Annotated in this window: 23 protein-coding genes and 3 tRNA genes; 18 read left to right on the forward strand and 8 right to left on the reverse strand. The window is 44.1% G+C overall.

Going from position 1 to position 25,562, the window contains the following annotated elements; genetic code table 11:
* The first annotated feature begins 2 nt into the window (after nt 1-2).
* On the forward strand, nt 3-584 hold the full coding sequence (gene betI / locus FLAVO9R_RS05190) for a transcriptional regulator BetI (RefSeq protein ID WP_232370582.1): 582 nt from the start codon (nt 3-5) through the stop codon (nt 582-584).
* 164 nt (nt 585-748) lie between these two features.
* On the opposite strand, the gene FLAVO9R_RS05195 is transcribed toward betI, so the two are convergent.
* Nucleotides 749-2,827, reverse strand: a complete 2,079-nt coding sequence (locus tag FLAVO9R_RS05195) for a M13 family metallopeptidase (RefSeq protein WP_159529416.1) — start codon at nt 2,825-2,827, stop codon at nt 749-751.
* The gene (locus FLAVO9R_RS05200; protein WP_159529418.1) at nt 2,824-4,098 is read right to left on the reverse strand and encodes a GNAT family N-acetyltransferase; all 1,275 of its coding nucleotides are present in this window, start codon (nt 4,096-4,098) and stop codon (nt 2,824-2,826) included. The genes FLAVO9R_RS05195 and FLAVO9R_RS05200 overlap by 4 nt, the downstream gene beginning before the upstream one ends.
* Nucleotides 4,099-4,202: 104 nt before the next feature.
* Here FLAVO9R_RS05200 and FLAVO9R_RS05205 point away from each other — a divergent pair, with 104 nt between their 5' ends.
* The 10 genes from FLAVO9R_RS05205 (at nt 4,203) to FLAVO9R_RS05250 (ending at nt 12,475) form a co-directional block, all read left to right on the forward strand.
* On the forward strand, nt 4,203-4,652 hold the full coding sequence (locus FLAVO9R_RS05205; RefSeq protein WP_159529420.1) for a regulatory protein RecX: 450 nt from the start codon (nt 4,203-4,205) through the stop codon (nt 4,650-4,652).
* A gap of 231 nt (nt 4,653-4,883) precedes the next feature.
* The gene (gene alaS / locus FLAVO9R_RS05210; RefSeq protein ID WP_159529422.1) at nt 4,884-7,481 is read left to right on the forward strand and encodes an alanine--tRNA ligase; all 2,598 of its coding nucleotides are present in this window, start codon (nt 4,884-4,886) and stop codon (nt 7,479-7,481) included.
* 133 nt (nt 7,482-7,614) lie between these two features.
* Nucleotides 7,615-7,806, forward strand: a complete 192-nt coding sequence (csrA, locus tag FLAVO9R_RS05215; protein ID WP_013785064.1) for a carbon storage regulator CsrA — start codon at nt 7,615-7,617, stop codon at nt 7,804-7,806.
* Nucleotides 7,807-8,088: 282 nt separating this feature from the next.
* A tRNA-Ser gene (locus tag FLAVO9R_RS05220) sits at nt 8,089-8,179 on the forward strand.
* Nucleotides 8,180-8,220: 41 nt separating this feature from the next.
* Nucleotides 8,221-8,297: transfer RNA gene (locus FLAVO9R_RS05225), tRNA-Arg, on the forward strand.
* A gap of 54 nt (nt 8,298-8,351) precedes the next feature.
* Nucleotides 8,352-8,428, forward strand: a tRNA-Arg gene (locus FLAVO9R_RS05230).
* Nucleotides 8,429-8,619: 191 nt separating this feature from the next.
* Complete coding sequence (locus FLAVO9R_RS05235) at nt 8,620-9,096, forward strand: acyl-CoA thioesterase (RefSeq protein WP_159529424.1); 477 nt, start codon at nt 8,620-8,622, stop codon at nt 9,094-9,096.
* A gap of 162 nt (nt 9,097-9,258) precedes the next feature.
* Entirely contained in the window at nt 9,259-9,519 is a 261-nt protein-coding gene (locus FLAVO9R_RS05240; RefSeq protein WP_159529426.1) for an OadG family protein, read from the forward strand.
* Nucleotides 9,520-9,544: 25 nt separating this feature from the next.
* Entirely contained in the window at nt 9,545-11,341 is a 1,797-nt protein-coding gene (gene oadA / locus FLAVO9R_RS05245; protein WP_159529428.1) for a sodium-extruding oxaloacetate decarboxylase subunit alpha, read from the forward strand.
* A 3-nt stretch (nt 11,342-11,344) separates the two neighbouring features.
* A complete protein-coding gene (locus tag FLAVO9R_RS05250; RefSeq protein ID WP_013785060.1) occupies nt 11,345-12,475 on the forward strand; it encodes a sodium ion-translocating decarboxylase subunit beta in 1,131 nt (376 codons plus the stop codon).
* 160 nt (nt 12,476-12,635) lie between these two features.
* On the opposite strand, the gene FLAVO9R_RS05255 is transcribed toward FLAVO9R_RS05250, so the two are convergent.
* The 6 genes from FLAVO9R_RS05255 to pspF are packed head-to-tail and all read right to left on the reverse strand — an operon-like array spanning nt 12,636 to nt 19,098.
* Nucleotides 12,636-13,442, reverse strand: coding sequence for an ATP-binding cassette domain-containing protein (locus tag FLAVO9R_RS05255; RefSeq protein ID WP_159529430.1), 807 nt, complete (start codon nt 13,440-13,442; stop codon nt 12,636-12,638).
* Nucleotides 13,439-14,434 (reverse strand): peptide ABC transporter ATP-binding protein, encoded by a 996-nt coding sequence (locus FLAVO9R_RS05260; RefSeq protein WP_159529432.1) that lies wholly within the window; start codon nt 14,432-14,434, stop codon nt 13,439-13,441. The genes FLAVO9R_RS05255 and FLAVO9R_RS05260 overlap by 4 nt, the downstream gene beginning before the upstream one ends.
* Nucleotide 14,435: 1 nt before the next feature.
* Nucleotides 14,436-15,329: an ABC transporter permease subunit gene (locus FLAVO9R_RS05265; RefSeq protein WP_159529434.1), complete on the reverse strand. Its 894-nt coding sequence runs from the start codon at nt 15,327-15,329 to the stop codon at nt 14,436-14,438.
* Nucleotides 15,316-16,347 (reverse strand): ABC transporter permease, encoded by a 1,032-nt coding sequence (locus tag FLAVO9R_RS05270; protein WP_201299238.1) that lies wholly within the window; start codon nt 16,345-16,347, stop codon nt 15,316-15,318. Before FLAVO9R_RS05270 ends, FLAVO9R_RS05265 begins: the two co-directional genes overlap by 14 nt.
* The gene (locus FLAVO9R_RS05275) at nt 16,344-17,966 is read right to left on the reverse strand and encodes an ABC transporter substrate-binding protein (protein WP_159529436.1); all 1,623 of its coding nucleotides are present in this window, start codon (nt 17,964-17,966) and stop codon (nt 16,344-16,346) included. Before FLAVO9R_RS05275 ends, FLAVO9R_RS05270 begins: the two co-directional genes overlap by 4 nt.
* Nucleotides 17,967-17,970: 4 nt before the next feature.
* The gene (gene pspF, locus FLAVO9R_RS05280; RefSeq protein WP_159529438.1) at nt 17,971-19,098 is read right to left on the reverse strand and encodes a phage shock protein operon transcriptional activator; all 1,128 of its coding nucleotides are present in this window, start codon (nt 19,096-19,098) and stop codon (nt 17,971-17,973) included.
* Between the two features lie 199 nt (nt 19,099-19,297).
* Here pspF and pspA point away from each other — a divergent pair, with 199 nt between their 5' ends.
* From pspA to maiA, 7 genes are all read left to right on the forward strand, one after another.
* Nucleotides 19,298-19,981 (forward strand): phage shock protein PspA, encoded by a 684-nt coding sequence (gene pspA, locus FLAVO9R_RS05285; RefSeq protein ID WP_159529440.1) that lies wholly within the window; start codon nt 19,298-19,300, stop codon nt 19,979-19,981.
* Between the two features lie 120 nt (nt 19,982-20,101).
* Entirely contained in the window at nt 20,102-20,341 is a 240-nt protein-coding gene (pspB, locus tag FLAVO9R_RS05290) for an envelope stress response membrane protein PspB (protein ID WP_013785052.1), read from the forward strand.
* Nucleotides 20,338-20,790, forward strand: coding sequence for an envelope stress response membrane protein PspC (gene pspC, locus FLAVO9R_RS05295; RefSeq protein WP_159529442.1), 453 nt, complete (start codon nt 20,338-20,340; stop codon nt 20,788-20,790). Before pspB ends, pspC begins: the two co-directional genes overlap by 4 nt.
* A gap of 221 nt (nt 20,791-21,011) precedes the next feature.
* A complete protein-coding gene (phhA, locus tag FLAVO9R_RS05300; RefSeq protein ID WP_159534401.1) occupies nt 21,012-21,815 on the forward strand; it encodes a phenylalanine 4-monooxygenase in 804 nt (267 codons plus the stop codon).
* Nucleotides 21,816-21,992: 177 nt separating this feature from the next.
* Nucleotides 21,993-23,549 (forward strand): transcriptional regulator TyrR, encoded by a 1,557-nt coding sequence (gene tyrR / locus FLAVO9R_RS05305; RefSeq protein ID WP_013785049.1) that lies wholly within the window; start codon nt 21,993-21,995, stop codon nt 23,547-23,549.
* Nucleotides 23,550-23,756: 207 nt separating this feature from the next.
* Nucleotides 23,757-24,767 (forward strand): fumarylacetoacetate hydrolase family protein, encoded by a 1,011-nt coding sequence (locus FLAVO9R_RS05310; RefSeq protein ID WP_159529444.1) that lies wholly within the window; start codon nt 23,757-23,759, stop codon nt 24,765-24,767.
* A gap of 106 nt (nt 24,768-24,873) precedes the next feature.
* On the forward strand, nt 24,874-25,530 hold the full coding sequence (maiA, locus tag FLAVO9R_RS05315) for a maleylacetoacetate isomerase (protein WP_159529446.1): 657 nt from the start codon (nt 24,874-24,876) through the stop codon (nt 25,528-25,530).
* Nucleotides 25,531-25,562: the final 32 nt, after the last annotated feature.

A 25,562-nucleotide genomic window follows, 5' to 3' on the forward strand; every position in this document is an offset into this window, starting at 1 on the left:
ACATGCCTAAAGTAGGAATGGAGCCCATTCGAAAGAAACAGCTAATTGATGCCACCTTGGTGGTCATAGCTGAGTACGGGTTTCACAGCGCCACAATTAGTTTAATTAGCAAACAAGCGGGTCTTTCAAGCGGTATTATTAGCCATTACTTCGGTGGTAAGCAGGGGTTAATTGAAGCCGCTATGCGATACCTGCTTGAAAAGCTTAAACTCCAAGGGAGTTTTAGTAGTCATTTAGAGCGTATTGACACCATTATAGAAAGCAACTTTTCGGTTGAGCAGCAAGAGTCATCGGCAACGAATACATGGCTAAACTTTTGGGCTTTGTCGTTACATAATGAGGGCTTACATAGACTTCAGCGCATTAACCACAAACGATTAGAAAGCAACCTAACTTATAGTTTTACAAAGCTTATTCCTAGGGAGCATGCGAAAGAGGCAGCATTGTCTACCGCAGCCATGATTGATGGTTTTTGGTTACGTAATGCCCTTGAAGGTGAAGAGCAAAATACTAAGGAAAATGTGACTAAGGCAAGCAATGCAGTTAAGCGTTATGTACGATTGGTGCTATCTCAATATCAATAAACCGGTGTCTTATTACCAGTAAAATCGGTATGTAAGTCGCCGGGAAGGTGACGTTAAAAGCGAAGGTGACGTTAAAAGCCTTTAGTCATAAAAGCTGCAATTAAAAATTACTGTCATCAACGAAGCCCACACGGACCAAACGTCCGCATGGGTATCAATTTACGTTACCAAATACGAACACGCTCTTCTGGCGGAAGATACAAGTCATCGCCAGGTTGCACGTTAAAAGCTTCATACCAGGCGTCGTGGTTGCGTGGGGCTTGTGCACGGTAACGACCCGGAGCATGCGTTCCACCACGTAGCTGGTTTAACATGCTTTCCTCGGTACGCTTTTCACGCCACACTTGTGCCCATGCAAGGAAGAAACGCTGATCGCCAGTTAGGCCATCAATAACCGGCGCTTCCTCACCATTTAAGCTTAGTTTGTAAGCATGATAAGCCATCGATAAACCACCTACATCACCAATATTTTCTCCTAAGCTATTACGGCCATTAACGAAGTTACCTTCAATCGGCTCATATTGGTTGTATTGCTCGGCTAACATGTCGGCTTTTTTCTCAAATGCCGCGCGGTCTTCGTCAGTCCACCAGTTACGCTGAATACCATTAGCATCAGACTTAGAGCCCTGATCGTCAAAACCATGGCCCATTTCATGGCCAATAACCGCACCAATTGCGCCATAGTTCACTGCGGCATCAGCGTTAGGATCGAAAAACGGCGGCTGAAGAATAGCGGCAGGGAAAACAATTTCGTTAAACGAACTATTGTAATACGCGTTAACCCGTTGCGGGGTCATGCCCCAACGCTCACGGTCGGTTTTTTCTAGCTCTTTCGCAATGCCTTCAGCTTTGAAAAATTCTCTAAGGTTGCGCACGTTTCCTACCAAGTCATCGCTGTTAATGGTTAGGCCGTCGAAAGATTGCCATTTGTCGGGGTAGCCAATTTTAGGGCGAAACGCCATAAGCTTTTCTTTCGCGTTAACCTTGGTATCTTCACCCATCCAATCAAGGTTATCGATACGCTCATTTAGTGCAGTGCGTAAATTTTCAACCAGCTCTGCCATTTGTGCTTTCGAACTTTCAGGGAAATACTCAGTAACGTATATCTTACCAATGGCAAACCCTAAAGATTCAGTACCAGCCATTTGGCTGACAGCTCGTTTCCAGCGAGGGCGAGGCTCTTGCTGACCACTTAACGTAGTGCCATAGAAATCAAAGTTGGCTAAATAAATATCTTCCGATAGTAAGCCTGCGTTGTTTTTAATGGTGTGGTAAGTCAGGTAAGCCTTCCAGTCATCAAGGCTGGTCTCATTGATAATATCAATGACATCTTTGATAGGCTCAGGTTGGGTGATATTAAGTTCAGGGGCTTGAAAGCCGGTTTGTGCTAGAAAAGTGTCCCAATCAAATTGAGGATAAGCATCGGTAAGTTTACTGCGTTCAATTTGATTCAATGTAAGGTCGCGGTCGCGGCGTTTTTCACGCGGCCACTGGATGTTTGCTATTTCGGTTTCAAGTTGAAGAATAGTGGCTGCTTCCTCTGCGGTATTTTCAACGCCTGCAAAGTTTAACATCTGTTCAATGTGCGCAAGGTAAGCTTCACGAATTTTTACGAACCTTTCGTGATCGCTAATGTAGTAATCGCGATCGGGTAAGCTAAGGCCACCAACACCAACGCTAAGCTGGTACTCATTAGGATCTAAACGGTTGTACCACATGCCAGTATCAATAGGAGAGCTAGCACCGGTGAGCCAGCTTTTACCAAATACTTCGGTCAAATCTTTAGTTGAAGCAATAGCATCAATAGAGGACAACACATCAGAAATAGGTGTAAGGCCTTTTTCATTAAGGGTTTCTACATCCATATAGGCGACGAAGAAATCATGAACAAGCTGCTCATCAGCGTTCAAGTTTTCTTTTTCCATTAACCCGTCAATAATATTTTTAACCTGCTCTTCACTGCGCTCGGCCAGGGCAGTAAAAGCACCAAATCGGGTTTTATCTGCAGGAAGCTCGTAATTGTCGTACCAGGTACCGCCAGCGTACATGAAGAAATCATCGCCAGGTTTAACCGCTTCGTTTCGGGCAGATAAATCTACGCCAAATGAACCGAGTTCAGCCTGACCCATTTCTTCTTCCATCGCCATCTTGTCAGCTGCTTGTTGTTTATTTTGTTCTGGCTGACCACAGCCTGCTAAACCCAGCGATGCTGCTATGGCTAGCGCGAGTAGTTTTTGTTTCATATCGTTTTCTCATTATGATTATTCACCGCTAATAAAGGATTAGGGGTGTTTGTCGTTTTAAGGGTAGGTGTTATATCGTTATTAAAAGGTAAAACATCTTGGGCCTGATTGAAATAAGCCACAATATGTTCTGATTCTTGTTGTAAAAATGATGCTACAGCATCATGAAAGGGGGCCGAAAATAGTTCATGTTGCGATTGGCAGTAGATAGGTTCAAACCCGCGAAGGATTTTATGCTCGCCTTGAGTGCCGGGGTTAAAAAGTGGAAGTTTTTTTTCAATGGCAAAAGCAATACCTTCAAAATAACAGCACGCAAAATGTAAGCCGCTGACTTCCTCTAACGCGCCCCAATACCTGCCATATAAGCCAGTATCATCAAAAAAGAACAAAGCGCTGGCTATAGGAGAGTCATGTTTGTATGCAGTGACAATAAGCATATTCTTGGCCATGGTGTTACGTAACTGCCGAAAAAACGTCTCGTTTAAGTAGCCTGTATGCCCGCTGCGCTTTAAATACGTTGCTTGATAACACTGCAAGAAAAAATCGAGGACCTCATCGGTTATTTCACTGCCGGTTAAATGGCGGTAGTGAATGCCTTGTTCAACAAGCTTTCGCTGTGTTTTTTTCATGTCTCGGCGCTTGCGTGATGTTAGCGCATTCAAAAAACTGTCGAAATTGGTATATTGATAATTGTGCCATTGAAATTGAACGGCGTAGCGGGTGAGCAAGCCTGAATGATTGGCGAGTAACGCTTGAGTGCGGCTATTAGTAAATAGCCAATGACAGGAAGAGACGGCTTCTTCGCCCATGGACTGCACGGTTTGAGAAATAAGGGCTAAAAGCGCGTCACTAAAGGGCGCCTTTTCATGCGTTAGTATTCGCGAACCAGAGACCGGCGTGAAAGGAATAGCGGCAACCCATTTCGGGTAATAAGGAATACTATGTTGATGATATGCATTTGCCCATGAATGGTCGAATACATATTCGCCGTAACTGTGCGTTTTTAAATAGCCGGGTATAATGGCTATTACCGTGCTTTCAACTGACGCGGAGAGTGTCTCTTCGTTAATCGAGGCTTGGTCATTAATAGGCACTTGCTCAATTAAAAGGTGCTGCGGTATCCAGCCTGACGCTTCATCGCAGCACGCGCTTTGTTCTAGCGCATTTAAAAAGTCGTAACGTAAAAATGGGCCTTCGCCTTCGGCAAGCGCATCCCATGTAGCTTGGGGAACATCCGACACCGCACTGACAACTTTTACCTTATATTCCATGCTTACGTTTACTTTATTCACTTTCGTTCAACGACGCTAAAGATTACCATTAATAGTAATATAACGAGATTGAAAAGTATTTTAAGAAGGTTTCGATTAATAAAATGTCAGAATTTGACAGGAAATTCATTACCGACGCGATTACCCGCATGCTTGCACGACGAGAGCATAGCTTTTCAGAGGTTTGCCGCAAGCTTTCACAAAAAGGCATCGAAAGTGATGCTTTTATGCCTGTACTGGAAGCCTTTAGGGAGGCAGATATTCAAAGTGACGAGCGGTTTGCCGAAAGTCGTGCCCGCGCTCTGTATATGAAGGGCTCTGGGCCAAGAAAAATTAAACTCGATTTGCAGCAATACGGGGTAGATGAACTTGCCGCTGAACGCGCCCTTGATGAAATAGAACCTGACTGGTTTGAAAAAGCAAAATGGGTTAAAGATAAAAAATTTGGCCACTTCAAAGAAACCGATTTTAAGCTACTGATGAAGCAAAAGCAGTTTCTCCAATATCGAGGTTTTTATAGCGAACACATCGAATTTGCCGTCAAGGGTGAATAAAAATCGCATAAAATTCATTTATGCCCTTTATAACGGGTATAAAAGGGCTTATTTATACTGCTAGAGCAGGCTATGGGCTTAACAAAAAAGCGCTAACCATGGTATTGTTGCGCACATCCGTGCGAGGGTATGAAATGCACCTTAAACTAGGCAATTGATAGAACGATTAATCTGCCAGTGGCATCAATCCCGCACATTTTCATTCAATGTATTAAGGAAGTTAGGTTTTCAATGACATTATCAACTGCTGACTTACGCCAAAAGTTTAAAGATTATTTCAAGAGTCATGGTCACCAGCCCGTGGCTAGCTCGTCTCTCGTGCCAGCAGATGATCCAACCCTTCTTTTTACTAATGCGGGAATGAACCAGTTTAAAGATACGTTTTTAGGTGCGGAAAAACGCAGTTATACCCGTGCGGTTTCTTCTCAGCGCTGTGTTCGTGCTGGTGGTAAGCATAATGATTTAGAAAACGTTGGTTATACCGCCCGTCACCATACTTTCTTTGAAATGCTAGGTAACTTCAGTTTTGGTGATTATTTCAAAAAAGAAGCCATTGAGTTTGCATGGAATTTCTTAACAAAAGAAATCGGCCTTCCCAAAGAAAAGCTTCTGGTTACCGTTTATTCAGAAGACGAAGAGGCCTTTGATATTTGGGAAAACCACATTGGTGTTCCCAAAGAAAAGATAATCCGTATCAGTACATCAGATAACTTCTGGTCTATGGGTGACACGGGACCATGCGGTCCGTGTTCAGAAATATTTTACGACCATGGGGCGCATATTTGGGGCGGGCCTCCAGGAACACCAGAAGAAGATGGCGATCGTTTCATCGAAATCTGGAACCTGGTATTCATGCAATACAACAAGCAAGCTGATGGCACGATGGAACCATTGCCTAAGCCGTCTATCGATACCGGTATGGGGCTTGAGCGTATTTCAGCTATTTTGCAAAACGTGCATAGCAACTACGAAATCGACTTATTCCAAAACCTAATTCAAGCTGCGGCTACAATTGTTGGCAGCGAAGATTTAGAGAATAAATCTTTACGGGTTATCGCTGATCACATCCGTTCTTGTAGCTTCCTAATTTGTGATGGCGTAATGCCTTCTAATGAAGGCCGAGGCTATGTGCTTCGCCGCATCATTCGCCGTGCAGTACGTCATGGTTACCAGTTAGGTGCCAGCGATATTTTCTTCTACAAACTAGCATCGGCACTAAGCAAAGAAATGGGTGAAGCTTACCCAGAGCTTGTAGACCAATTACCGGTAGTTGAAAAAGTATTACGAGTAGAGGAAGAGCAGTTTAGTAAAACCTTAGCCCGTGGTATGGCAATGCTAAACGATACGCTAGAAACCCTTGAAGGTGACACTATTCCAGGTGACGTGGTGTTTAAGCTTTATGATACTTACGGTTTCCCCACAGATTTAACTAACGATGTTGCCCGTGAGCACGATTTAAAAATTGATGTGGATGGTTTTGAAAGTGCAATGCAGGCGCAGCGCGCCCGTGCGCAACAAGCCAGTAACTTTGGTGCCGATTATAACAATACGCTTACTGTAGACCATGCGACATCATTCACGGGTTACAGTGATGTTGAAGGCGAAGCAAATATTGTAGAGCTTATTGCCGATAATGCGTTTTGTGAGCGTTTAGAAGACGGTCAGGAAGGGGTCGTAGTATTAGACCAAACGCCTTTCTACGCTGAAAGTGGTGGACAGTCTGGTGATAAGGGTGTGCTTCGGGTAGCAAATGGCGAGTTTGTTGTTACCGATACCCAAAAAATGGGTAATGCTTTTGCGCATAAAGGGAAAGTGAAGGGCACCATTACAAAAGGTGAGCGAGTTACTTCTGCGATTGATAATTCAAACCGTGATGCTGTGAAGAAGAATCACAGTGCTACACACTTACTTCACGCAGCACTTCGCGAGACGTTAGGTGACCATGTCACGCAAAAAGGTTCATTAGTAGAAGCGCAGCGTATGCGTTTCGACTTCTCTCACTTTGAAGCGGTAACACCCGCTCAGCTTATTCAGGTTGAGCGCAGAGTTAACGAAGAAATTCGTGCAAACCATGCGTTGAAAACCCAACTAATGGATTTAGATGAAGCCAAAGCATCAGGCGCAATGGCATTATTCGGTGAAAAGTACGACGAGAAAGTACGTGTAGTCACTATGGGGCCTTTCTCTGTAGAACTATGTGGTGGAACGCATGTTAACCGTACTGGCGATATTGGTTTATTCAAAATCACCAGCGAAGCGGGTATAGCATCAGGTGTACGCCGTATAGAAGCAATTACCGGTGAGCAAGCGCTACACTATGTTCAAGACCAGCAAGCAACGCTGATAGCGCTGTCTGGTTTGTTAAAAGCCGATACGCAAAACCTGGTTGAACGTGTTGCTGCGGTGCAGGCTCATACTAAAGAATTAGAGAAATCTCTCACTTCTGCGACACAAAAACTGGCGAGTCAGCAAGGTGCTGATATGCTTAGTAACGCTATTGAAATAAATGGTGTAAAAGTACTTATTGCTAAGTTGGAAGGTGTTGAAGCAAAATCACTGCGTTCAATGATGGATGATATTAAAAACCGAATTGGCGAAGGCATCGTAGTATTAGGTGTGGCAAGTGAAGATAAGGTCAATCTTATCACTGGGGTGACGAAAAACCTTACCGGTAAAGTGAAAGCAGGCGAGCTGGTTAACTTTATTGCCGCACAGGTTGGCGGAAAAGGGGGAGGTCGCCCTGATATGGCTCAAGCGGGTGGCGATAAGCCAGAGCATCTAAGCACTGCGTTAGAATCAGTTAACGCTTGGTTAGAAGATAAGCTATAATCAAATCTGAAACTTGCAGTGAGTTTTTGAAGTGACACAGAAACATGGAATCACTGTTGCTACCGTCGGGTCGTGCCGATGAGTGGCGGAGTAATTAAGGATATGTTCAGTATTAAGGAACAGGAGCAAGCGAATGCTTATTTTGACTCGTCGAGTTGGTGAAACACTTATGGTTGGTGATGATGTAACTGTCACTGTACTAGGTGTTAAAGGGAATCAGGTCCGAATTGGTGTGAATGCACCAAAAGAAGTTTCTGTGCACCGTGAAGAGATTTACATGAGAATTCAAGCTGAGAAGGGTGGACAACCTGGAACGGCTGAGTAATCAATCTCTGCACAAAAATCGGTCAGCTTATGCTGGCCTTTTTTGTTTCTGGGCCTTTTTTAAAATTAATTTCAAAAAAAGTAGTTTTTTTTCGAAATTTACTAAAAAGGTTCATTTCGCATTAGTGCGTGCAATCTAAAATTAACCCGCTAGAATTTGATTATAACCTAACCAAAACACAGGTTTTTTGTACGAATCGTACAAAATGACAGCGAGTAAACATTTTTATCTAAAAAAGGTTTGACTCCGGCCAGTGAATCCGTAAAATGCGGCACCACTTAAGGAGAGGTGGGTGAGTGGCTGAAACCAGTTCCCTGCTAAGGAACCATACCTAATACTGGTATCGAGGGTTCGAATCCCTCCCTCTCCGCCATTGTTCGTTGATGGTGTGACGGTCAACAAAAGTTTTATTGCGCGTGTGTAGCTCAGCTGGATAGAGTACCTGGCTACGAACCAGGCGGTCGGAGGTTCGAATCCTTCCACACGCGCCACTTCTTTTAAATGCGTCACCTTTGAGGATAACACCTTAAAGTAAAAAAGTTTACGCGTGTGTAGCTCAGCTGGATAGAGTACCTGGCTACGAACCAGGCGGTCGGAGGTTCGAATCCTTCCACACGCGCCATATAAGAAAACCCACCATCTGGTGGGTTTTTTTATTTCTGCTGATTAACTTTCTATTCTTTTACAAATCTGCACAATTCGCTTCAACCTAACTATACACTTTAGTCTCCTATCGCTGCCTTGCACTAACTCCTGTTCGAATTATGAACTAACATTTGAAAACAGCAGTTTCTCTATGAAGGTGTAGTACTAATGTCACTTGCAACAATAACATTTCAATTTTTAGCGGAACCTACCGACGTGAACTTTGGTGGTAATGTTCATGGTGGTGTGGTGATGAAGTGGATAGATCAGGCGGCCTATGCCTGTGCGGCGCAGTGGTCGAAGGAATATTGCGTTACTGTATCAGCCAACGGTATTCGTTTTATTAAACCAATTAAAGTGGGGCAACTGGTAAAGTTAACCGCCTCTATTGTGCACACAGGTACCTCTAGTATGCATATCTATGTTTCTGTTAGTTCTGGTGAAGCAACAGAAAGTAAGATGACAGTCGCCAATCGCTGCTTCATCTCCTTCATGGCGATTGATAAAGAAGGTCGTCCGGTTCATGTACCTTCTTATACTCCTCAAGATGAGAACGACTTCCAATTAGAGCTCGTTGCCATGCATGCTAAAAATTTCGCTAAACAACTTGATATGGATTTCACGGAAACCACAGGAGTTCATTAGGTATGTTTTGTGAAAATATATCCATTGGCTTAGCATAAATAGTTAGTTTATTGGTATTTAATAGCATAAAGTGTGATTTTATATGCATTTCACTTGCTTTTGGGTTGTGTTTTACAACTTCACATGATACTTATTCACAACGAAATTTTTGAAGAGTTCACCATGGAAACAGAATCAGTTACCAGTTTGCTGTTTGAAGCCGGCTCACTGATGCTTATAGGAATGGTATTTGTTTTTTCATTCTTAGCATTGCTAATCGTCGGAATTCACCTAATTGCAAAGTTTTGTGAAGCATTCCCTGGCGAAGCTGCACCGCAGTATGCTGCACCTCGAAGAAAAGCGGTTCAAGCTGGTATCGATGGTAAGGTTGTTGCTGCTATTACCGCTGCTGTTCATACTCATCGTCAAGCCAATAAAAATTAATTAAACAAATCATTCAGGAGTTACCATGTCTAAGCCACTGGCCTTAACCGAGCTAGTCTTGCGTGATGCCCATCAATCGCTACTTGCTACGCGTATGCGTATAGAAGATATGCTGCCTATTGCCGAAAAACTGGATAAAGCAGGTTTTTGGTCTGTTGAATCTTGGGGCGGGGCGACATTTGATTCCTGTATTCGCTATTTAGGGGAAGATCCTTGGGATCGCATTCGCAAGCTTAAAGCGGCAATGCCAAACACGAAGCAACAAATGTTGTTGCGTGGTCAAAACTTATTAGGCTATCGCCATTATGCTGATGATGTAGTGACGCGCTTTGTCGAGCGAGCACATGAAAATGGCGTTGATGTATTTCGTATCTTCGACGCTATGAACGACATGCGTAATCTGAAAACTGCGATTAAAGCCACCGTCGACAGCGGTGCTCATGCGCAAGGCACAATCTCCTACACCGTGAGCCCAGTGCACAACCTTCAGCTTTGGCTAGATATGGCTAAGCAACTTGAAGATATGGGTGTTCATTCTATTTGCGTAAAAGATATGGCGGGGCTGTTAAAGCCTTACGATTGTGAAGTCTTAATTACAGGGTTGAAAGAAACCGTCAGTGTGCCTATTGCTATGCAGTGCCATGCCACCACAGGGTTGAGCACGGCCACTTACCAAAAAGCCATTGATGCTGGCATCGACATGCTCGACACGGCCATTTCTTCAATGAGTATGACTTACGGTCATACCGCGACTGAAACTATGGTGTCTATTGTAGAGGGTACAGAACGAGATACGGGCATGTCATTACCCGATCTTGAAGAAATCGCCAGCTACTTCCGTGGCGTGCGCAAAAAATACAGTAAATTTGAAGGTAGCTTGAAAGGGGTTGATGCCCGTATCTTGCTAGCTCAAGTACCTGGCGGCATGTTAACCAACATGGAATGCCAATTAAAAGAGCAAGGCGCTGAAGATAAGTTTGAAGAAGTGCTAAAAGAAATTCCTCGCGTACGCGAAGATTTAGGTTTTATTCCGTTGGTCACCCCAACGTCGCAAATTGTAGGTACGCAGTCTGTATTGAACGTACTTACCGGTGAACGTTATAAGAGCATCACCAAAGAAACGGCTGGTGTCCTTAAGGGCGAATATGGCGCTACGGCTGCGCCAGTGAACAAAGAGTTACAAGAGCGTGTGTTAGATGGTGGTCAGCCCATTACCTGTCGCCCGGCAGATAATATTGCGCCTGAACTAGAGAGCCTTGAAACCGAGCTTACTAAGTTAGCATCTGAGAAAAGCATTACGCTGTCAGATGCTAAGATTGACGATGTGCTTACCTATGCCTTGTTCCCACAAATAGGGCTGAAGTTCTTAGAGAATCGTGGCAATCCTGACGCATTTGAACCTGCACCTGGCTCAGAGGCCGATGTGGCAACAAGTGCGCCAGCGGCGGCGCCTGCTTCAGCGACGGGGGCACCGGCGGCTTACGATGTAAAAGTTGAAGGTAAGGTATACCATGTTGAAGTAGCTGCATCGGGTGAATTATCTAGCATAACGCCAAGTCAGCCATCTACAGCTGCACCTCAGCCGGCATCTGCTGGTAGTAGTGAAAGTGCCCAAAGCATTAACGCGCCGTTGGCTGGCAATGTGTTTAAAATACTTGTGCGAGCTGGCGATGTAGTGAACGAAGGTGATGTGGTTATTATTTTGGAAGCCATGAAAATGGAAACTGAAATTCGCTCTGCGGTTTCCGGTACCGTTAGTGAAGTACTTGTAGGTGAAGGCGATGCCGTAGCCAGTGCCCAACCACTTATTGCGTTGGGGTAATTCATGGATAAGTTGATGGTGCTGTGGGACAGCACTGCACTGGCGCATTTTGAGTCAGGCCAGTTGATAATGATGGCAGTAGGTTTTCTATTGCTGTTCTTAGCTATTGTGAAAAAGTTTGAACCGCTGTTGTTAATCCCTATTGGGTTTGGTGCCTTGTTAACCAATATCCCATTGGCAGGATTTTCAGAGGCGGGAGGACTGCTTCATTACATTTATGCTATCGGTATAGATACTGGGGTTTTCCCGCTGCTTATCTTTATGGGCGTGGGCGCGATGACGGACTTTAGTGCGTTAATTGCAAACCCTAGAATGTTGCTGTTAGGGGCTGCTGCGCAATTTGGTATCTTTGCAACCTTGTTCGGTGCTATTGCACTCAACATGATCCCTGGCTTTGAGTTTACCCTCAAAGATGCCAGTGCGATTGCTATCATTGGCGGTGCCGATGGTCCAACGGCTATCTTTTTGGCCTCTCGATTAGCGCCCGATTTATTAGGGGCTATTGCGGTCGCAGCTTATTCATATATGGCGCTGGTACCTATTATTCAGCCACCGATTATGAAAGCCTTAACCAGCAAGGAAGAACGCACCATAGAAATGGCGCAATTACGCCCTGTATCGCAACGTGAGAAGATTATCTTCCCACTGGCTACACTGTTCCTCACAATTTTGTTTTTGCCTTCAGCAACGCCTCTAGTGGGTATGTTTTGCTTTGGTAATTTACTGAAAGAGTGTGGTGTAGTAGATAGGCTAAGCAAAACAGCGCAAAATGAGCTAATTAATATTGTCACTATCTTCTTAGGGTTAGCGGTAGGTTCAAAGCTTTCTGCAGAGAAATTTTTAACCGTTGAAACCTTGGGTATTCTTGGTTTAGGTGCTGTAGCGTTTGCTATTGGTACGGCAACAGGCGTGTTAATGGCTAAGCTTATGAGCCGAATGAGTGGCGGTAAAATTAATCCACTCATTGGTGCCGCTGGCGTATCGGCGGTACCGATGGCAGCTAGGGTTGTGAATAAAGTTGGACTTGAAGCAAACCCTCATAATTTCTTATTGATGCATGCCATGGGGCCCAATGTGGCCGGGGTACTTGGTTCAGCTGTTGCTGCGGGTATCTTGCTGGCGCTAGTAGGTTAATGGGAAAGCCTTCTTACTATAATTGGCAACAGGGTGAGGTTAAATAAACTCGCTCTTATGGATAGCAAAATGCGGCCTAGGCCGCATTTTTTATTTAAAGCGCAGTGTAAGGGGCGTTATAGAAATAATTCAAGCACCTTCAAAGCAACCTCATCTAACGCTAACTAATGGTATTGTTCGTAATTAACGACTGATAAGCCACAATGAGTTTTTTAGTAATGGCATGTTGGGGCCAACGAAAAATCGTTTCTGTTTTCCCTTCTTCTACAATATTGCCATTTTCCATCACAATGACCCGATCGGCGATATGTCGAACTATTCCCAAATTATGGCTAATAAAAATAAATGCCAACCCCATTTCTTGTTGTAGCTTCAAAATAAGGTTTACCGTTTGCGAGCGTATAGACGGATCTAGGGCCGCAAACGGTTCGTCGGCTATAAGGACTTTCGGCTTTAATATAATGGCGCGCGCGAGGGATACACGCTGTTGTTGGCCGTCAGACAGCATATGACGATAAAAATAATAATGTTCTCGTAGCAAGCCCACTTTTGTCAGCATTTCTTCAATAAGGGATTTACGTTCCACTTCCGTTAACTCTGTGTTTAAACGAAGAGGTTCGTCGAGCACTTTCCCCACGGGCACAGAAGGATTCATCGACTCACTACTGTGCTGCAATATCATACGAATGTCGTGGGTGCGTTTTTGTTGATTGTTGTGTTGGTTGTATTTCGCCAAATATTTGTGACTATTAAGTTCAATAACCCCTTCATCAGCAGGGATAGCCCCTACCAGTAATTTGGCTAACAGTGACTTACCTGCGCGGTTTTCACCAATAATCGCGATAGTTTCGCCACGCTGTACAGTCAGATCGATAGGCCCTAATTCAAATATCTCAGGCTTTTTTAGCCAACGTTTCTTATCGTTATGCCTAAACGTTAATCCATCTACCTGCATAATATCTGTCATAACTTCTCCATATGCAGCGGAAAGTGGCAGTTATAGGTATGGTCGTGAATATATCTTACTGCAGGTCTAGAAACACAAGCACGCTGTGCTCGGGGGCAGCGTGGGCCTAACCGGCACCCAATAGGTAAATGCTGCAATGTAGGAATAGACCCACCCAGCGTAGGAAGTTGTGACTTAGGGGGTAAATCTTTCCTGAAGCTCGGCGCACTGTCTAACAACGCCTTGGTGTAAGGGTGAAGCGGGCGTTTCTTTATATGCTTCATTTTACCCGACTCTACCGTTTGCCCAGCGTAAAGCACCGTCATCGAATGTGACATACTGGCAATAGCCAGCAAATCATGACTCACAAACAAAATACTTAATGAACGGGTTTGGTTTAAACGAGTAAATAACTTAAGAATTTGCGTTTTAGTGGTTGGCTCCATCCCACGGGTGGGATCATCAGCAATTAACAGTTTCGGCTGAGATACCAAGGCCATGGCGATCATAAATTTTTGCCCAATATCACTGGGAATTTGGTGTGGATAGGCATTTAAATAATGCTTGTGCTGCTTTATGCCCACCTTGTGTACTGTGCTTATGGCTATGCGTTTTCTATGTTGCACACGTTGCCAAAACCAGTAGCCTTCCACAAATTCATCGGGAATACTTTCTTCAAGCTGTTCACCTAAAGTGGCAGAGGGGTCTAAACTAGTTTGAGGATTTTGAAATACAACAGCAATATCTCGGCGCATCACTTCTCTGCGCTGATATTTAGACATACTTAATAGGTTTTCACCGTTCCAGCTCATGCGATCTGCGGTCATTCTCCACTGCGAGGGCAGGGCACCACAAATGGCAGACACTATTAAGCTTTTCCCCGAGCCAGACTCACCCACCAGAGCTCTAATTTCACCAGTATTAACGGTTAAATTTACCTTGTCGAGAGCCTTAATGGTGGTGTCACCATCCACCATTTCTAAGGTTAAATTTTTAATATCTAGCATGGGCATATTAGTGGCTCACTCTTTTTCTGAGTGCAGAACGTAGTCCGTCCCCCACAATATTTATCGATAACACCAATAAGAAAATCGCAATCCCAGGCAATGCTACATTCCAAGGCGCTAAGTAGGCCACATCAAGTCCATCACCCAAAATAGCGCCAAGCTCGGCCAAAGGTGATTGTGCTCCCAAATTTAAAAAGCCGAGTGCAGATACATCGATAACCGCAATCGATAGTGCCACAGTGCCTTGCACCACAAGCATTTCTGTCATGTTAGGAAGAATAGAATGCACAAACAATTGCCATTTATTCGCCCCATCTAATTTCGAGGCCATAATGTATTCTTTCTTCATTTCAGCGCGCACAAATGTGCGCGTACGATGAACAAATTGTGGAATGAGCGCAAGGGTAATAGCCCACATGCTATTGACTAACCCTGTGCCAAGAATTGCCACGATAATAATAGCAATTAGCAAAGTTGGAATGGCCATTAAGGCATCTAGCAAGTGGTTCACAATACTTGAACGCACTCCCCGTAACATACCTGCAAATGTTCCAATACTCACGCCAATAAGCATGGCAAGCACTACCATAAGAAACCCCGACCCTAATGTAGTGCGGCAGCCATAAATAATACGAGAGAAAACATCGCGGCCAAGGGGATCGGTGCCGAACAAATGGGTTATTGACCCACTGCTTTCCCAACTTGGGGCAATAAGTAACGCATCTATATTCTGTTCCGCCGGGTTATAGGGTGAAACCACAGGTGCGAACAACGAAAAAATCACAAAGAAACCAAGCAAAATAAGACCAACAATCGCAATGTGGCTGCTACGGAAAGCTGCCCAAGTGCGCTGCCAGGGAGATGGATGAAACTCCTCTTCGTATAAACTAAACTGTGGCACGTTCGTACTTTTCTCGGCTAGGATCGATAATGCGGTTAAACAAGTCGACCATAATTGTTAACGTAATAACGAGGGTTGATACAGCCAACATTCCTACACGAAGCGCAGGGAAGTCTCGTTGATAAATTGCTTGAATTAACCAGCTACCAATACCTGGCCATGAAAATAAAGTTTCTACTATCATGGCATTGGTGATGAGTGTGGTAATTTGAATTGCCATCAAGGGCAATATAGGCAGTAACGCATTGCGTAATACATGCCTAAAGAAAATCTGCCATTCAGACACACCTCTAGAACGAGCGGCTACAATATACGGGCGGTGAATAACATCAATGACCGAACGACGGGTAATACGCACCATTGAAGCGGTTGTTATTGCGCCTATTGCCACTGTAGGTAACGCAAGGTGAGAAATAGCATCCCGGTAGGCAAGCCCATGATCGATACCCTCTGCTAGCATAATATCTATAAGCACAAAGCCAGTTACAGGTTTAATATCGAACAATAAACTAATTCGACCCGACAAAGGGGCAATATCAAGATGTAAACTAAAAAATAGGATTAGAATGAGTGCCAGCCAAAATACAGGGAAAGAATACGTTGTAATGCTCAGTGCATTGATAGTGTGGTCGGTGGTAGAGTAACTTTTAAGCCCTGCGTAATATCCCAAGGGGATGCCAACGAAAAGTGCCATCAACATTGCATAGGCGCTGAGCTCGATAGTAGCGGGCATGGCGATACCAATTTCTTCTCTAAGGGGCAATCCTGATGCTAGGCTGTAACCCCAATCGCCTTGTAACAACGACGATAAATAGTAAAAAAACTGTACTATGTAGGGTTGGTCTAGTCGAAATTGGCGCATAAGCGCCTCACGTTGTATCTCGTTCTGCGGCACAATTCCGGTAAGGTTTTCTAGTACATCACCGGGGAATAGATACACCAGCGAGAATGACATGGCGGTTAACACCAAAAGGGTTAAGATAAACAATACACCGTATCGCGATAATATTTGAATCACAGTGATTTACCTACTCCGCCAAATCTAACACCGCCAAACGGGTTTATGGTCATGCCTTCAAGTTCATTTCTATAGGCTTGATAACGATATGCGTGGGCAATAGGCACTAATGGCAATCGCTCGTAAAGCAGTCTATTCACTTGTTGATAGATTAAACGCCGCGCTTCAAGGTCTTCTGTCTGCAACGCTTTATCTAAAAGTTCATCATAATCGTTATCACACCACATGGCGCGGTTAGTTCCAGAGGGTATGGCGCCACAGCTAAGTAATGGTCGGTAAAAATTATCAGGATCGCCATTATCGGCCGACCAGCCTATTAATACCGAGTCATGTAGCCCTTCTTGCAAGTGGCGTCTAAATGTCGCCCAGTCGTAACTAACAATAGTGGCGATAACGCCCACATCTCGAAGATACCTTTGGATAAGCTCTGCCATTTTCGCTGCATTAGGGTTATAAGCACGCTCAATAGGCATGGCCCATATGGTCATGGTAAACCCAGGTTCCACGCCTGCATTTTCAAGCAGCTTTCTCGCTAGTACAGGGTTGTAAGCCGTATCATCCGCATCGTTTTGAAAGGCCCAGCTGGCGGCGGGTAGCAACGTTTTAGCACGGGTAGCACTGTCGAAATAAACCGCTTCTAACAGCGTGTTTTTATCGATAGCCGCGGCCAACGCGCGCCTAACATCAGGGTTGTCGAAAGGTGGGCGCTGGGTATTAAATGCCCAAAATCCCACGTTCAAACCGGGCTTTTCAGCCAATAGTAAATCGTCGCGAGAGCGGATAACCTCTAATTCAGTTTGTGCTGGAAAAGCCGTCGCGTCACATTCACCGGTCATTAACTTAGCCAAACGCAACGAGCTCTTCGGGGTGATATCATAAATTAAACGTTCCGCATTATCTTGCTCACCCCAATACGTTTGGTGACGTTGGTAGCGAATGTAGTGATCTTTTCGGTAGTTTTCGAATTTGAATGGACCTGTACCAATAGGGTATTGATCGATACGATTAGGCAGACCTTGTTGTAACAATGCCTCACCGTACTCTTGTGACAACATCACCGAAAAGTCCGTAGCCAAATTCGCTAAAAAAGAGCTGTCTCTGCGCTTTAGATTTATTTCTACCCTGTACCCGTTTACCCGTTCAACAGAGGCGATATTCTGTGCAAGCCCCAAACTTTCAAAGTACGGGTAACGGCCGCCAGATACGTAATGGTAAGGGTGTGAAGTAAGTCGCCACCTATCAATACTAAAAATGACATCGTCGGCATTAAAGTTTCTGCTCGGCGTGAAATAGCTAGTAGTATGAAACTCTACGTCTTTTCTGAGTTGAAAAGTATACGTTAAGCCGTCATCAGAGACCAACCAGCTACTCGCAATACTCGGTATGATACGGCCAGAATCAGGGTTGAAATCGAGTAACCTGTCATACAACTGATGCGATGACGCATCGGTTGTGGTGCTAGACGTATCTAACTGAGGATTAAACGTCACTGGATTGCTTTCAGAGCAATAGACTAAACCGCTATTATAAAATGCATGTTCATCTTGTTTTGAACAGGCCGCTACCAGCATTACCATAACAACAGTAAAGGCAGCGTAAAAAAGCGGTTTTACAGGCATTCAGTTAGCACTCCATCGATTCAGGTGAAGAGTCTAACAGGTTGTATTTTTTTAGATAACCTCGAAGTTGATGATAAGTGAGACTAAGCTTCTCGGCAGTCTTTTTCTGATTGAATTGGCTGTCTGATAATGCTTGTTTAATCATATCAATTTCGTATTGCTGAGAGCGGTCTTTTAAATCGATAGGGTATTCTACCGTATCGGGTTGTAACGACGGTAATACAGCAGGCGATGAAGTTGCCGCAGGCTCATTATTGGAGGCTATGTTCTCTATGCTGGCAGGCACTGTTGGTTCTGCTTCAGATGTAGCCGAGGTTCTATCATTGGTTTTAATGCGAGAGGTTGGCCTAAATAAAGATTCAAAAGGGTCGAGAACAATATCGTGTACGGGCAAATGTGGGTTGTTCGTTCTGTACACCGCACGTTCAACCACGTTTTTAAGTTCTCGAATATTCCCGGGCCATTCGTAATCAAGCAAGGTGCGTTTTGCTTTTTCAGTAAAGCCGCTAAAAAGCTCCATTTCCATTTCTCTTGCCATGCTTATGGCAAAGTTCTCAGCAAGCATCATGATATCTTCACGTCGCTCTCTTAAAGGAGGGATAGTAATAACATCGAAGGCGAGCCTGTCGAGTAAGTCAGCACGGAACTCACCAGCGTCAGCCAGGGCGGGTAAATCTTCATTTGTAGCAGCAACCAAGCGGACATCGGTTTTAACGGTTTTATTGCCGCCCACACGTTCAAATTCGCCGTATTCCACTACTCGCAATAATTTTTCTTGAATTAAACCAGAGGTGTTCGCCAGCTCGTCAAGAAACAGTGTGCCATTGTGGGCAATTTCGAAACGACCTTCACGGCGCTTTGCTGCGCCAGTAAATGCACCAGCTTCATAGCCGAACAACTCACTTTCTAATAAGCTTTCGTTAAGTGCGGCGCAATTAAGCTTGACGTAATTTTGATCCCAGCGCTTAGACAGAAAGTGTAAACGTGCTGCTATAAGCTCTTTACCGGTTCCGCGCTCACCTATCACCAATACGGGTTTATCCAGTGGTGCTATTTGTGAAATTTGCTCTAGCACTTCTAAAAAACTATTCGCTTGACCTAGCAAATTATCCTGCTGACGATACCTACTCATTAAATCCCTCAAATATTAGTCATTTCGACCAATTAATAGTGTAGAGTAAAAAAACTTGTTGTTCGAGCATTATTTAAACCAAACGAATATCTTTTAAAATTATCAAGTTAGGGTAATTCAAAAAACTGGCAAGCATATTGAATAGTCTTATTACACGTTTATCTTGGTACAACCAGTTTTCGACTATGAGGTAATTATTATGGGTATCTTCTCGCGTTTCACTGACATTGTGAATTCGAATATTAATGCGCTTTTAGATAAAGCGGAAGATCCGGAGAAAATGGTCCGGTTGATTATTCAGGAAATGGAAGACACATTGGTAGAGGTGCGCTCAGCATCGGCTAAAACGTTGGCGAACAAAAAGGAAATTGTAAGCCAAATTAATAAATACGAAGCAGACGCTAACGATTGGCAAATGAAAGCGGAACTTGCGTTAAGCAAAGACCGTGATGATTTAGCCCGCGCAGCACTGCAAGAAAGAAAGAAATCAGCAGAAGCTGCTGAAACGCTAACTAACGAGCTAACGGTTGTTGAACAGCAAATTAGCAAGCTTCAAGATGAGATTGGTCAGCTTCAAGACAAGCTAGCTGATGCGAAGAGTCGTCAAAAAGCGATTATCATGCGTCAGAAAACGGCGAGTTCACGCTTAGAAGTGAAACGCACGCTAGATAGCACAAAAGTAGATTCAGCTATGGGGCGCTTCGAACAATACGAGCGTAAGATTGACGATTTAGAGTCGCAGGTAGATGCTTACGACCTAGGTAAGAAAACCTTAAATGATGAATTTGCAGAATTAGAGACAGGCGATAAGATAGACGAAGAACTAGCTGCGCTTAAAGCAAGAGTGAAAGGTGACACAAGCTCATCTTCAACATCAGAATAATAATTACAGGTAGCCTGCTTAGGTACTAAGTGCATTACGCTATGCGTTTTGCACAATGCATCAGGTATTTGGTGCTAGGGCACTGAGCAGGCTAATCGGGGTTTTTTGGAGGTATTTACAATGGATGAAGGTATCATTGCAATGTTGGTAATGCCCTTGGTCATTTTTATGATTTTTGTGGCACCGATTTGGTTAATTCTGCATTACCGCAGCAAAAAACAAGTCAATCAAGGGTTGAGTGTTGAAGAGCAAGCTTCATTACAATCACTTGCTGAACAAGCTGAAAAAATGAGCGATAGAATTCAAACTCTGGAGGCTATCTTAGACAGTGAAGCCCCAGAATGGAGGAATCGCGCATGAGAAACGGTAAACAGCTATACCGCGATACAGACAACGCAAGAATAGCGGGTGTATGTTCAGGAATAGCGCACTACTTTGGTTTAGAGACATGGTTGGTGCGAATTCTAGCGGTGACAGGCTTTTTCTTATTAGCAGGTCCATTCATGTTTGTTGCGTATATAGCGGGCTGGTTCATCTTAGATAAGAAGCCTTTAGGTGATGCTTCAGAGGAGCAAACCACTGTTCAGCAAAGCCGCGGCAAGGGTTGGAAAAATACAACGGCCACATCAAGTAATAGTCGTCATAAGGTCGAAGTGAAAACAAAAGTTTGGCAGTCTGGTGAGCCACCTAAACAGGCATTTCACGATATTCGTAATCGTTTTCAGAAATCGGAAGTACGATTACGCAAGATGGAAACGTATGTGACCTCAAGGGAATTTGAACTTAACCGAGAAATCAGTAGATTGTAGTCAAGTATCATTGAATCACATTCGCTAGCGACTCCCCGATAAATGCAAAACCGCTCCTCTTTAAGAGCGGTTTTTTGTATGTAAAGCATTATGTTAGGTTTTTTTGTAAATAAGTTGTTACGGCTTGGCGGCACGGCAAGAATGGGTGAACACTTCCCGTAAGCGCGCATTTCATTAGACTGATTGGCAGAAGTCATTTATTGAATATGTCGAAAGTAGTTATGGCAAAATCTAGTGTTTATCAATCAAAATCCTCAGACAATAAAGGCGTTATAAACTGGTCAGAAGAAGAAAATCAAATCTGGGCAGAGTTGTACGCAAGGCAAATTCCGTTGTTGAAAACCCGTGCCTGCGAACAGTATATGGAGGGGTTGTCGTTACTGGCACTGCCTGATGATCGCATTCCTCAGCTACCGGATATCGATAAAGTATTATTGGCAAAAACTGGCTGGAAAACTGCCGAGGTTCCTGCGCTCATCAATTTTGGCGAATTTTTTAGATTATTAGCCAACAAACAGTTTCCTGTTGCAACCTTCATTCGCTCGAAAGACGAATTTGATTACCTACAAGAGCCCGATATTTTTCATGAGGTTTTCGGTCATTGTCCTTTGCTAACGAATCCAGCTTTCGCGCACTTCACCCATACCTATGGGAAGCTCGGCTTAGCGGCTAGCAAAGAGGACCGAATCTATCTAGCACGACTTTATTGGTTCACGGTTGAGTTTGGGTTAGTTCGAAGTAAAGCTAATCCAGAAAAACTGGAGATTTATGGTGGAGGTATTCTGTCTTCACCAGGTGAAACGCTATATGCGCTGGATAGCAGCGACGCTATTAGAAAGCCGCTTACCGCCACCGATGCCCTTCGTACACCCTATAGAATTGATATCATGCAGCCCTTGTATTACGTACTTCCTGACTTTGATTATCTGTTTGAATTGGCCAATATGGACATCATGAGCCTAGTGAATAAAGCGAAGGGGCTTGGGCTATATCCCGCCTTATTTGACGCTAAAAAGCAGGCATAAGTTAACATTTTGTTACGCCGCGGTGTGGGGGGAAACGTTTTCACACCTTCCACTTCGCCGAATCGCTTAGTAACCCAGCCTTCCAAGGAGACAATCTGGCATAATTAACTTGTTATCTTTTTGTAAAAGTGTGATATTGTGTACATATAAGTTTACAAGAGATGTGAAGTCACACCCATGCGATTAGAAATCAGTTGTCAGGACAGACTGGGTATTACTCAAGATGTGTTGGATATCCTCGTTACCCACGAAATCGATCTAAGAGGTATTGAGATTGATGAAACAGGTAAAATTTTTCTTAATTTTCCCAATATTGAATTTGCAGACTTCCAGCATCTAATGCCCAAAATTCGTCGCATCGATGGTATTTCTGACGTTAAAACGACGCATTTTATGCCAAGTGAAAGAGAAAAAACTCAGCTTTCTGCCATATTGCGCACGCTTCCTGATCCGGTGTTTTCTATTGATGCGAGAGGGCATATCTTACTGTGCAATGAAGCAGTAACCTCTGGGTTAGAGCAGAGCGTCCACGATGTTGAAGGCATTGAAATAGGCGAAGTAGTGAAGGGCTTTAACTTCACCCGTTGGATGGATGGAAAGTTGCCTCGCGCTCAGTCCTCCAAGGTAAAGTTTATCCAACAAGACTATGTGGCTGATATGTTGCCTATTACCGTGCCTGACGGTGATAACAACATTATTATGGCCGGTGCGGTGGTTATTCTGAAATCAGAAATGCGGTTAGGCCAACAGTTTAGTGTATTCCATCAATCGCCGACTGACAGTTTTGATAGATTCGTCGTGGAATCTCAGGCGATGAAACGTGTGGTGAGTGAAGCAAAACGTATTGCTGATCTTGATGCACCGGTTCTTATTTTCGGTGAAACAGGCACGGGTAAAGAAATGATTGCCCGCGCTTGTCATCAATCCAGTCGACGCAGTGAGGGCGCGTTTTTAGCGCTAAATTGTGCATCGCTACCTGATAGCGTGGCGGAAACTGAATTATTTGGTTATGCGCAAGGTGCTTTTAATCAACCTAATGCTAAAGAAGGTCTGCTAGAGCAAGCAAGAGGCGGCACACTGCTGCTTGATGAAATTGCTGACATGAGTTCTCAGCTACAAGCCAAACTACTACGGGTGTTAGAAGACGGTGAATTTAGACGAGTAGGCGATGCGGAACCTGTTACTGTAGATGTTCGTTTTATTTGCACTACCTGCCGCGACCTAGGTCAATTGGTAGAAGAAGGGCGTTTTCGCAAAGAATTGTATTATCGCTTAAATGTATTGAGCTTAGTGATGCCATCGTTAAAAGAACGCCGACACGATATTGTTCCACTAGCCGAATCATTTATTGCCCAGCACAGTACAAAGCTGGGTCGTAGGCCGGCTAAATTGAGTAAGTCCTGCGTTGATTTCTTGCAACAATATCCTTGGCCGGGCAATGTCCGTCAGCTTCAAAATGCACTGTTCAGAGCGTTGTCATTGCTAGATGGCAAGGAAATAACCAAAGAAGATATTCAGCTTCCTAGTTGTGCCCCTAGTGTGACCTTTATCGATGAAAACTTTGAAGGCACATTAGACGATGAAGTGAAAAAATTTGAAAAAGACTTACTAAAACGGCTTTATCCTTTCTATCCGAGTACGCGTCAATTGGCGAGGAAGTTGGGGTTAAGTCATACCGCGATTGCGAATAAATTACGTGAGTACGGTATTAATAAAGCATCAATAAAAATGTAGGTTTCACTGTTTCGTTAAATTTACGTTGCCTTGCTTAGCTAATAAGGGCGGTACTTCAGAGGGAAGTGCCGCCTTTTTTTGTACAACCAAGCTTACAGTTAAAATTTTTGTCACGCGCTCATGACTTTTCATCTTGTTACGGGTGATGCATAAAGAATAATAAATGTTACATACGCAAAAGTGCTGATCACAGTAGGGATTTAATTTATGAAACTAGCCACATATAAGAATGATAGCCGAGACGGCTGTTTAATGTTGGTATCTAAAGATTTAACGCGTACTTGTTCAGTAGAAGATATCGCTCACACAATGCAACAAGCACTCGACAGTTGGCAGGTCACTGCTCCGCAGTTACAGATGCGCTACGAACAGCTTAACAATGGGGTAATAGAAAGTATCGAATTTGATGCTACCCGCTGTGAGTCTCCTTTACCGCGCGCTTATCAGTGGGCTGATGGGAGTGCTTATGTGAACCATGTAGAGCTAGTAAGAAAAGCGCGAGGCGCAGAAATTCCTGAAAGCTTTTGGAGCGACCCACTCATGTACCAAGGGGGATCTGACGACTTTATCGGTCCTTGTGACGACATTATTCTGCCCAGCGATGAATGGGGCATTGATTTTGAAGGTGAGGTCGCCGTTGTCACCGACGATGTTCCAATGGCTTGCACAGATGCGCAAGCGGCAGAGCGAATTAGATTGGTAATGCTTGTGAATGATGTATCGCTAAGGGGATTAATTCCAGGTGAGTTGGCGAAAGGATTTGGGTTCTTCCAGTCAAAGCCTGCCTCTAGCTTTTCACCCGTGGCAGTAACACCCGATGAGCTCGGGGATGCGTGGGAACAAGAAAAAGTGCATTTACCGCTTCGTTCTACCTACAACGGTGAGTTGTTCGGTAAACCACAAGCAGGTGAAGACATGACATTTAGCTTCGCTAAGCTGGTGTCACATGCAGCTAAGAGTCGAAATTTAGGCGCTGGCACCATTATTGGTTCCGGTACCGTATCGAACAAACAAGGTACTGATCACGGCTCAGCCATTGCTGAAGGTGGCCTTGGCTACTCGTGTATTGCTGAAGTGCGCATGATTGAAACCATCAGGGACGGAAAGCCAGCTACTCCCTTTATGCAATTTGGCGATCGAATTAGGATAGAAATGTTCGATAGTAAAGGACAAAGCATTTTCGGTGCTATCGAGCAACAGGTTAAGCCTTTAAGCTAAATCTAAAAGAGCGAAATTAAGGAGTGGTAGCATGTACTCTCCTCCTTGGAAATTACGCTATGATTATAATGAGTAATACAACACACACGTAAGGCGGCGGGTATTTATGAGTTTAACTTTATACGGTTACTGGCGCTCAACGGCGTCTTACAGAGTAAGAATTGCACTTAATTTAAAAGGTGTAGAGTACCACTACGTGCCTGTGCACTTAGTCAATGAAGGTGGTCAGCAGCACAGCGCGCCCTATAAACAGCTAAACCCCGCTCAGCTAGTGCCTACTTTGGTTGACGATGACGAAGATATCATTCTTAATCAATCTTTAGCCATTATCGAATACTTAGATGAACGCTTTCCCTCGCCGTATCAATTAATACCATCACATAAGACAGAACGAGCAAGGGTAAGGGCGCTGGCTCAGGATATTGCATGTGACACTCAACCTTTAAGTAACCTGCGTGTACTCAATCAGCTTAAGAATGAATATAGTGCCGAACAAGAAAGTGTAAACAAATGGGCGGCGCATTGGATAACGCTGAGTTTCGATGCCATTGAAAAGCGGCTACAAACCCAAGCGGGTAAGTATTGCTTTGACTTTGATGTGACCATGGCTGACTTGTGTTTGGTACCGCAGGTTTATAACGCGCATCGCTTTAATGTGGATATGACACGATATCCGCTTATTCAAAAAATAACAGACAATTGCAATGCATTACCTGCTTTTGAAAAAGCCCTGCCTGAGAACCAAGTTGACAGCGTGCTTTAATAAAGTGAGAAAGTAGGGCAGTCGATAAGCAG

The sequence above is a fragment of the Alteromonas sp. 38 genome (assembly GCF_902506055.1).
GTDB lineage: Bacteria > Pseudomonadota > Gammaproteobacteria > Enterobacterales > Alteromonadaceae > Alteromonas > Alteromonas lipotrueae.